The organism is Mesorhizobium sp. M1396, from assembly GCF_040317725.1.
Taxonomy (GTDB): Bacteria; Pseudomonadota; Alphaproteobacteria; order Rhizobiales; family Rhizobiaceae; genus Mesorhizobium.
Genome location: NZ_JAMYLA010000071.1, coordinates 19,969 through 28,193 on the forward strand (window position 1 = coordinate 19,969; position 8,225 = coordinate 28,193).

General features: G+C 63.4%; 8 protein-coding genes. 7 read left to right on the forward strand and 1 reads right to left on the reverse strand.

Features of this window, described 5'->3' with window-relative positions; translation table 11 throughout:
• Window positions 1-124: 124 nt before the first annotated feature.
• The 6 genes from NKH02_RS30850 (at window position 125) to NKH02_RS30875 (ending at window position 6,237) form a co-directional block, all read left to right on the forward strand.
• Window positions 125-1,141, forward strand: a complete 1,017-nt coding sequence (locus NKH02_RS30850; protein WP_352870370.1) for a polyprenyl synthetase family protein — start codon at window positions 125-127, stop codon at window positions 1,139-1,141.
• A 109-nt stretch (window positions 1,142-1,250) separates the two neighbouring features.
• Window positions 1,251-1,919 carry a GntR family transcriptional regulator gene (locus tag NKH02_RS30855; protein ID WP_352870369.1) on the forward strand — a complete coding sequence of 223 codons (669 nt, stop codon included), beginning with the start codon at window positions 1,251-1,253 and terminating at the stop codon, window positions 1,917-1,919.
• Between the two features lie 108 nt (window positions 1,920-2,027).
• Entirely contained in the window at window positions 2,028-2,618 is a 591-nt protein-coding gene (locus NKH02_RS30860) for a biotin transporter BioY (protein WP_352883397.1), read from the forward strand.
• Window positions 2,615-3,061, forward strand: a complete 447-nt coding sequence (locus NKH02_RS30865; protein ID WP_352883398.1) for a DUF1284 domain-containing protein — start codon at window positions 2,615-2,617, stop codon at window positions 3,059-3,061. The genes NKH02_RS30860 and NKH02_RS30865 overlap by 4 nt, the downstream gene beginning before the upstream one ends.
• 236 nt (window positions 3,062-3,297) lie before the next feature.
• Window positions 3,298-5,073, forward strand: a complete 1,776-nt coding sequence (locus NKH02_RS30870) for a tetratricopeptide repeat protein (protein ID WP_352883399.1) — start codon at window positions 3,298-3,300, stop codon at window positions 5,071-5,073.
• A 243-nt stretch (window positions 5,074-5,316) separates the two neighbouring features.
• Window positions 5,317-6,237 (forward strand): glycine--tRNA ligase subunit alpha, encoded by a 921-nt coding sequence (locus NKH02_RS30875; RefSeq protein WP_352883410.1) that lies wholly within the window; start codon window positions 5,317-5,319, stop codon window positions 6,235-6,237.
• A 3-nt stretch (window positions 6,238-6,240) separates the two neighbouring features.
• Here the strand turns inward: NKH02_RS30875 and NKH02_RS30880 are convergent, their stop codons facing one another.
• Complete coding sequence (locus tag NKH02_RS30880; RefSeq protein WP_352870365.1) at window positions 6,241-6,417, reverse strand: hypothetical protein; 177 nt, start codon at window positions 6,415-6,417, stop codon at window positions 6,241-6,243.
• Window positions 6,418-6,759: 342 nt separating this feature from the next.
• Here NKH02_RS30880 and NKH02_RS30885 point away from each other — a divergent pair.
• A partial coding sequence (locus NKH02_RS30885; RefSeq protein WP_352883402.1) for a glycine--tRNA ligase subunit beta occupies window positions 6,760-8,225 on the forward strand: 1,466 nt, incomplete at its 3' end.

Here is an 8,225-nt window from a genome sequence, read left to right on the forward strand (position 1 = left end):
TTGACAGCCTGTCGTCGCCGGCGCGCCAATTCGCCTCTTGCCGTGGATGTACCTGCCGCCCTAGAGTCAATGCAGGGATTAAGGGTGCCGTCGCACGCGTTATACCAAGACGGGAGTGATTGTCGTGGGTGTCGTTCTCAACATCGAAAACGGGAAGCGGGAGCCCGCCTCCATCAAGGACATGATAAATCTGACCGCGGCCGACATGGGGCGCGTCAACGAATTGATCCTGTCCAAGGCCGGCTCCGACGTCGAGATGATCCCCGAAATCGCCAACCATCTGATCTCGTCCGGCGGCAAACGATTGCGGCCGATGCTGACGCTCGCCGCCGCGCAGATGTTCGGCTATGCCGGCGAGGGCCACGTCAAGCTCGCCACGGCAGTTGAATTCATGCACACGGCGACGCTTCTCCATGACGACGTCGTCGACGAGAGCGGCATGCGCCGCGGCAAGAAGACCGCCCGCATGATCTGGGGCAACCAGGCGAGCGTGCTGGTCGGCGACTTCCTGCTCGGCCAGGCTTTCCGCATGATGGTCGATGTCGGCTCGCTGGAGGCGCTCGACATCCTTTCGAGCGCGGCCTCGATCATCGCCGAAGGCGAGGTGATGCAGCTTGCCGCCGCCAAGAACCTCGAAACCACCGAGGACGAGCATTTCGCCGTCATCAAGGCCAAGACCGCCGCGCTGTTTTCGGCGGCGGCCGAAGTCGGTCCGGTCATTGCCCAGGCGACGCGCAATGACCGTGCCGCGCTGCGCTCCTACGGCATGAATCTCGGCCTTGCCTTCCAGCTGATCGACGACGCGCTGGACTATGGCGGCACCAGCAAGGATCTGGGCAAGAATGTCGGCGACGATTTCCGGGAAGGCAAGGTGACCTTGCCGGTCATCCTCGCCTACCGGCGCGGCACCAAGGCCGAGCGCACCTTCTGGAAGCGTGCCATCGAGGACAATGTCATCGACGACGCCGGCCTGGAAAAGGCGATCGGCCTGATGACACGCCACGGCGCCATCGCCGACACGATCGGGCGAGCCCGTCATTTCGGCGAGATCGCCCGCGACGCGCTGGCGCCGCTGGAAGCGACGCCGCAGAAATCGGCGCTGATCGACGTCATCGATTTCTGCATCAGCCGGGTAAACTGAAGGCTGGCCTTTCCCAACGCTCCCTCTGGTTTGCGACTGTGGGCAGGAAATTTGTGAATTCAGTCTCGCCGTCTCGACAAGCTGCCCCGTCGCAAATTATCTATAAAACATGGCAAAGGGCACGGACGACACCATCGCGGTGCGCATCAGCAAGGTGCTGGCGGACCGCATCATTTCCGGCGCGATCGAGCCGGGGGCCAGGCTTCGGCAGGATCATATCGCCGAGGAATTCCAAACCAGCCATGTTCCCGTGCGCGAAGCCTTCCGCCGGCTCGAGGCGCAAGGGCTGGCCGTCAGCGAGCCGCGCCGCGGCGTGCGTGTCGCGTCTTTCGACCTGGGCGAGGTCAAGGAAGTCGCCGAAATGCGCGCCGCGCTCGAAGTGCTGGCGCTGCGGCACGCCGCGCCGCACCTGACATCGGCCATTCTCGACCTGGCCGAGGAAGCGACCAAGGCCGGCGACAAATCCCGCGATGTCAGGTCATGGGAAGAAGCCAATCGCTCCTTCCACCGCTTGATCCTGGCGCCATGCGGCATGCCGCGCCTGCTCGCCACCATCGACGATCTGCACGCGGCGAGTGCCCGTTTCCTGTTCGCGGCTTGGCGCTCGGAGTGGGAGACACGCACCGACCAGGATCATCGCGCGATACTCGCCGCCTTGCGGCAGGGAAACACCGAATCAGCCGCCGCGACACTGGGGCGGCACGTCCAATGGATTGGCCGCAAGCCTGTCAGGACGGCTGCCGGGACGACGCGAGAAGCCTTTGCCATCGTAGGCTAGGACGACCCTTCGCACAGCCAGGGCTTGCTATCTCCGAGAAATTGTGGATTCGATAATAGATCGAAAATAGAAATTATCTATAATTTGAAATCGATCGAAGGAATCCCGATGACAGACGTCGCATTCTCGGCCAGCAAGCCGTCGTTCAGCCCGCTCCGGCTTCAGGGCCGCTCTCTTGCCTGGCAGGTTGGAGCCGTAGTGCTCGGCACGCTGTTCCTGGCGCTGTCCTCCTACATCGAAGTGCCGATGGTGCCGGTTCCGGTGACCATGCAGACCTTCGCCGTGACATTGATCGGCGCGCTCTATGGCTGGCGGCTTGGCGCCATCACCATCGCCGCCTGGCTGGTCGAGGGCGCTGTCGGTTTCCCGGTGCTGGCCGGCGGCGCCGCCGGCGTACAGCATTTCGTCGGGCCGACCGGTGGCTACCTCTTCGCATTTCCGGTCACCGGCGCGCTGGTTGGCTGGCTCGCCGAACGCGGCTGGAACGGCAACAGGGTGATGCTTGCCTTCGCCGCCATGCTGCTCGGCAACCTTGCTTGCCTGGTTCTCGGCACCATGTGGCTCGCCGTCATGATCGGCGCCGAACAGGCCATCACGTTCGGATTTCTGCCTTTTCTGGTCGGCGGCTTGCTCAAGTCGGCGCTGGGTGCCGCGACACTCATGGCCCTTCCCGGCCGGGCTAAGCCGGCCAATCCGTGACGATCAGGCTGCGCGCCCATCACCTCCTTTGCCTGCTCACCTATGTGGGCAAGGGATACAGTCCCGCCTTCACCGCCAACTACGATCGCGTCGCGGAGCGCCTGAGCCGGGGCGAGGGCATCCTCCTCGTTTCCGGCCCGGACGATGTCTGCGGCCCGTTGCTCGACGAGCCGGAACCGCATTGTCTCAACGAGAGCGTCGTCGAGCGGGACCGGCTCGCGGCACAGGATTTGGAGGAGTTGCTGGCGCGCCCAATCCGGGTCGGCGCCAGCCTCGATCTCGACGCCGCAATCCTGGTCCAGATGCGGCAGGCGTTTTCGGCTGGCCGCGTGCGCAAGGCTTGCGGCGGCTGTGAGTGGAATGATCTGTGCGGCACGATCGCTGCCGGCGGATATGGCGGCACGCTGGTGCAACGGTCTGCCCCCTCGCCAGGTGAGCGCTGATATTGGCGCCGAGCCCAGCGGTCGAATCTGTGATATATTCGGCTCCGCGCAGGGCCGTGGCCGGAATTCAAAATCGGAAAACTGTCCCTTGTCGCCATGGTTTGTTAATCGGGTGCCCGGATTGTGAATTCGAGGCGGATTGAAGCGCGACCCCAAAAAGGCCATGCTTTATCACGAAGATGGAGTCTACGCCGATCCCGCTGATGCGGAGATGGCGCCTGGCTGAAAGGGATACGATGCGGCAAGGACGTGCGCGCTGGCTGACAAGGCTGGCAATTGTGACCGGCATGGCGATCTCGGCTCTGCCGGCCTATGCCAAGCAAACCACCGAACCGGTCAAGATCACGTCGTTCTCGGGCGCCTATCTGGCGGCCCGGATCGCCGAAGGTGACAACGACCTCGACAGCGCCATCGCCTACTACAAGCAGGCATTGGCCTTCGACCCGAGCGACACCAGCCTGCAGCAGAGCCTGATGCTGTCGCTGATCGCGCAAGGCCGCTTCGACGAATCCCTGGTCTATGCCGACAAGCTCAAGGAAGTTCCAGACGTCGAGCGCTTCTCGCGCCTGGCACTCGCCGTTGATTCCTTCCACAAGAAGGATTTCACCAAGGCGCAATACTGGCTCAAGCTGTCGCTGGAGTCCGATCTCGACCGGCTGATCTCCGGGGTCATGTCCGGCTGGGGCCAACAGGGCGCCGGTGAGGCCTCCGATGCGATGGCCTCCATCGACAAGCTCCAGGGGCCGGATTGGTTCGGCCTGTTCAAGTCGTTCCACCGTGCGCTGATCGCCGATGCGTCCGGTATGCCCGAGAAGGCCGAAGCGATCTACGCCGCGACCATGCAGGATACGGCCGCCGGTGGTGCGGCTCCCGAAACCTGGATGCGTAATGCGCAGGCCTACGCCTCGTTCCTGGCCCGCAAGGGCGACAAGACCAAGGCAATGTCGGTGCTCGATCAGGCCGAGACGTTTTCGCCAGGCAAGCTGGAAATCGTCGCCTTGCGCGACAAGATCGCCAAGGGAGACAAGATCGCGCCCTTCGCTGCCGGTCCGTCCGATGGCGCCTCCGAGATTCTGCTTGATCTTGCCACCGCGCTCAACCGTGGTGGCGGCGAGCCGTTCGTCCGTCTCTATCTGCAATATGCTCTGGCGCTGAAGCCCGACAGCGATGCGGCGCTGGTGCAGCTCGCTGCAGTATCCGAGCAGTTGAAGGACGGCGAGGGCGCCATCGCGCTCTATCGGCGGATCCCCGCTACCTCGCCGCTGAAGGAGCTTTCGGACCTGCAGCTCGGCCTCAACCTTGCCGATCTCGACCGTCATGAGGAGGCGATCACCCATCTGAAGGCCTTCGTCGACGCCCACCCCGATGACATGCGCGCCTATCTGGCGCTCGGTGGCGTCTATTCCTCGAAGGATGATTTCCGCTCGGCCGCCAATCTCTACGACAAGGCTGTCGAGGCGCTGAAGACACCGACCGCGGCCAACTGGAACATCTTCTACCAGCGTGGCATCGCCTATGAGCGCCTGAAGGAATGGCCCAAGGCCGAGCCGAACTTCCGCAAGGCGCTGGAACTGGTCCCCGACCAGCCGCAGGTGCTGAACTACCTCGGCTATTCCTGGGTCGACATGAACATGAATCTCAAGGAGGGCCTGGCGATGATCCAGAAGGCCGTCGATCTCAGGCCAAGCGACGGTTACATCGTCGATTCGCTGGGTTGGGCCTATTTCCGCCTCGGCCGGTTCGATGATGCCGTGCGCGAAATGGAACGCGCCGTGTCGCTGAAGCCGGAAGACCCGGTTCTGAACGACCACCTCGGCGATGCTTACTGGCGCGTCGGCCGCAAGCTGGAAGCCACCTTCCAGTGGAACCAGGCCCGCGACCTGAAGCCCGATCCCGATGTGCTGGCCAACTTGCAGCAGAAGCTGATGAAGGGCCTGCCGCCGATCGAATCCAACACGGCGCAGGAAACCCCGAAGGTCAAGCCAGAGCCGGTGCCCGCCCCGAAGGGGTGAAGTAAGCTATAGAATGTGAATGCGAACGGGGCTCTTTCAGAGCCCCGTTTTCGTTTGGGCCACATGCGCTCGTCCAACGCGCGCTGATTTGCGGAAACGGCCTCAAAACATCTTCCGTTCGGGGCGGGCGGGCGCCTTGCTTGACGCTTCGCCGCCGTGTCTCTAGGACGTGCCTGCAAGCTAGCCTGTGCTGTCGAGGCCCCCGTGACGATTGAAATCCCGACGATTGAAATCCCCGCCCATATGCATCCCAGCCGCTCGTTCCAGGGGCTGATCCTGACCTTGCACAACTATTGGGCGGCCTATGGCTGCGTCATCTTGCAGCCCTACGACATGGAAGTCGGCGCTGGCACCTTTCATCCGGCTACGACACTGCGTGCGCTCGGGCCGAAGCGCTGGAACGCCGCCTATGTCCAGCCCTCGCGTCGGCCAAAGGATGGCCGCTATGGCGAGAACCCGAACCGGCTGCAGCATTATTACCAGTATCAGGTGATCCTGAAGCCGAACCCGCCCAATTTGCAGGAGCTCTATCTCGGCTCGCTGGCGGCGATCGGCGTCGACCCGCTGCTGCACGACATCCGCTTTGTCGAGGACGATTGGGAAAGCCCGACGCTGGGCGCCTGGGGCCTCGGCTGGGAATGCTGGTGCGACGGCATGGAGGTGTCGCAGTTCACCTACTTCCAGCAGGTCTGCGGCATCGAATGCGCACCGGTGGCCGGCGAGCTCACCTACGGGCTGGAGCGCCTGGCCATGTATGTGCAGGGCGTCGACAATGTCTACGACCTCAACTTCAACGGCCGCGAAGGCGACGACAAGGTCACCTATGGCGATGTCTTCCTGCAGGCCGAGCAGGAATATTCGCGCCACAATTTCGAATACGCCAACACGGCGATGCTTTTGCGCCACTTCGAGGACGCCGAGGCCGAGTGCAAGGCGCTGCTCGATGCCGGCGCGCCGGCGTCGAACGACAATCTGCCGATGCACCGCATGGTTTTCCCGGCCTACGATCAGTGCATCAAGGCCAGCCATGTCTTCAACCTGCTCGACGCGCGCGGTGTGATTTCGGTCACCGAACGGCAGAGCTACATCCTGCGGGTGCGCAATCTGGCCAAGGCCTGCGGTGAGGCATTTTTGAAGACGCAGGCGGGTGGCTTGGCGGCCTGAGTTTCAGGCACGCTTCATCATCTCGAGGGAAGCGTTGATTGGCGACAGCATCTGCCCGCTCGGGCCGGCCATTGTCCGCAATGCCTGCCGTACACCCGGCATCGAGAAGGCGCCGTGAGCCTGCGCGGTGAAACAGGCGCTGAGTGCGAGGATCTGCAGAAGTCTGGATGCCGTTTTCATGGTCGTTGAGCCAAGTGTTCCCTGCCTGAGCGTGGGTCGCTTCAGCGCTGCATTAGGTTCATGGAAATCTTTGATCCAAGGACGAGCGGGATGGTCTCGTCCCGACAGGGACGGCCAAGATTTCTGAAAACGGGCGTAAATCGGCGATCGCCGCGCCATTCGCTTCCGGAACCATGAAATCAAAAACGAACTGGATTCCGTGCTCGATACGATCTATGCGGCGGTGGAAGAAATCACACCTTGGCACACGAGAAGCCGAAGGCGCTGAGACCGAGACGCCGCCACCCCACCCCGGCGCTGACGCGCCGACCCTCCCCATCGAGGGGAGGGTGAGGAGCTACTATGCCTGACCTGCTTCTAGAACTTCGCTCCGAGGAAATCCCCGCCCGCATGCAGCGCAAGGCGGCGGGCGATCTCAGGAAGATGCTGACCGACGGTCTGGTCGAGGCGGGGCTGACCTATGAGGCGGCACGCGAGTACTGGACGCCGCGGCGCCTGACACTCGATATCAGGGGCCTGACCGCGCGCTCGAAAGATATACGCGAGGAGATCAAGGGGCCTTCGACATCAGCACCGGAGCAGGCGGTGCAAGGCTTCCTGCGCAAGGCAGGGCTGGCTTCCGTCGCCGAGGCGCATGTCCATTCCGACCCGAAGAAGGGCGACTTCTACGTCGCCCATATTTCGAAGCCGGGCAGGGCGGCGGAAGACATCATCGCCGAACTGGTGCCGGGCATCATCCGCAATTTCCCATGGCCCAAATCGATGCGTTGGGGGCCGGCCTCGGCCAAGCCCGGCTCGCTGCGCTGGGTGCGGCCGTTGCAATCGATCCTGTGCACCTTCGGCCCGGAGACCGAGGAGCCGGTGGTGGTCGATTTCGAGATCGACGGCATCCGCTCGGGTAACATCACCTATGGCCACCGCTTCCATGCGCCCGATGCCATCACGGTGCGCCGCTTCGGCGACTATGTTTCCAAGCTGGAAGCGGCGAAGGTCGTGCTCGATGCCGACCGCCGCAAGGAGATCATACTTGCCGACGCCCGCAACCTTGCCTTCGCCAACGGGCTCGACCTGATCGAGGACGAAGGGCTGCTGGAAGAAGTTTCGGGACTGGTGGAATGGCCGGTCGTGCTGATGGGCGAGTTCGAGCAGGCTTTCCTGGCCATTCCAGCCGAGGTGATCCGGCTGACCATCCGCGCCAACCAGAAATGCTTTGTAACATCGCGCCTGATCTCCCCCCTCGAGGGGGAGATGTCGGCGAAGCCGACAGAGGGGGTCGGTACGATCGGACGCGACCTCCTACCTTGGACAGAGGATGCAGGCGCTTCACGCGCGGCGACCCCCTCTGGCCTGCCGGCCATCTCCCACTCGAGGGGGGAGATTAGCCAGCTTTCCAACCGATTCATCCTCACTGCCAACATCGAGGCCAAGGACGGCGGCAAGGAGATTGCCCACGGCAATGGCAAGGTGGTGCGCGCACGCCTGTCCGATGCGCTTTATTTCTGGACGACCGACCAGGGCGATTTGCCGGATCTCGGCGAGCTCAAGGCATCGGCGGAAAAATTCGGACTCGACCTGGGCAAGCCGCTCGACCAGCGCATGGCCCGCCTCGACCATCTCGGCGTTACCTTCCATGCCAAGCTCGGCACGCAGGGCGAGCGGGTGGAGCGGATCAAGCGCCTGGCCGAAGAACTGGCGCCGATCGTGGCGCAGTCGATCTCCCCCCTCCCCGCGGAGAAGGCCGCCAGGCCCGACGGGGTCGCCGCGCCAGTACACCCCGCATACACAGGCCCCCGTGGGGCGTGGCCGCC

What these genes read in the sequence shown, in the direction of transcription:
- NKH02_RS30870 (WP_352883399.1), top strand. Translation starts at nt 3,298, where the DNA reads ATGCGGCAAGGACGTGCGCGCTGGCTGACAAGGCTGGCAATTGTGACC.
- NKH02_RS30860 (WP_352883397.1), top strand. Translation starts at nt 2,028, where the DNA reads ATGACAGACGTCGCATTCTCGGCCAGCAAGCCGTCGTTCAGCCCGCTC.
- NKH02_RS30875 (WP_352883410.1), top strand. Translation starts at nt 5,317, where the DNA reads ATGCATCCCAGCCGCTCGTTCCAGGGGCTGATCCTGACCTTGCACAAC.
- NKH02_RS30880 (WP_352870365.1), bottom strand. Translation starts at nt 6,417, where the DNA reads ATGAAAACGGCATCCAGACTTCTGCAGATCCTCGCACTCAGCGCCTGT.
- NKH02_RS30855 (WP_352870369.1), top strand. Translation starts at nt 1,251, where the DNA reads ATGGCAAAGGGCACGGACGACACCATCGCGGTGCGCATCAGCAAGGTG.